Annotated in this window: 1 pseudogene; it reads left to right on the top strand. The window is 68.8% G+C overall.

Annotated elements, in window-relative coordinates:
• Positions 1-234: pseudogene (locus AC0IY1_RS25650) on the top strand (calcium-binding protein); the annotation flags it as partial.

The following is a 234-nucleotide window of genomic DNA, read 5'->3' as shown; positions in this document are numbered from 1 at the left end:
CGCGTGCCGCCTTCGTCTACGCCTCGGATGCCGGGAACAGCCTCACCTCCGGCCTGAAGAACGACACCCTGGAGGGCGGACTCGGCAACGACACGCTGAAGGGCGGCGCCGGAGCCGACCGGATGTATGGCGGCTTCGGCAACGACACCTTCGTGGTGGACCAGGCCGGCGACACCGTCATCGAGTACCCCAACCAGGGCAGCGACACCGTCCTCGCCTCGATCGCCTACGCGC

This window comes from Methylobacterium sp. AC690, from assembly GCF_979256535.1.
This window is presented reverse-complemented; position numbering and strand designations above follow the sequence as displayed.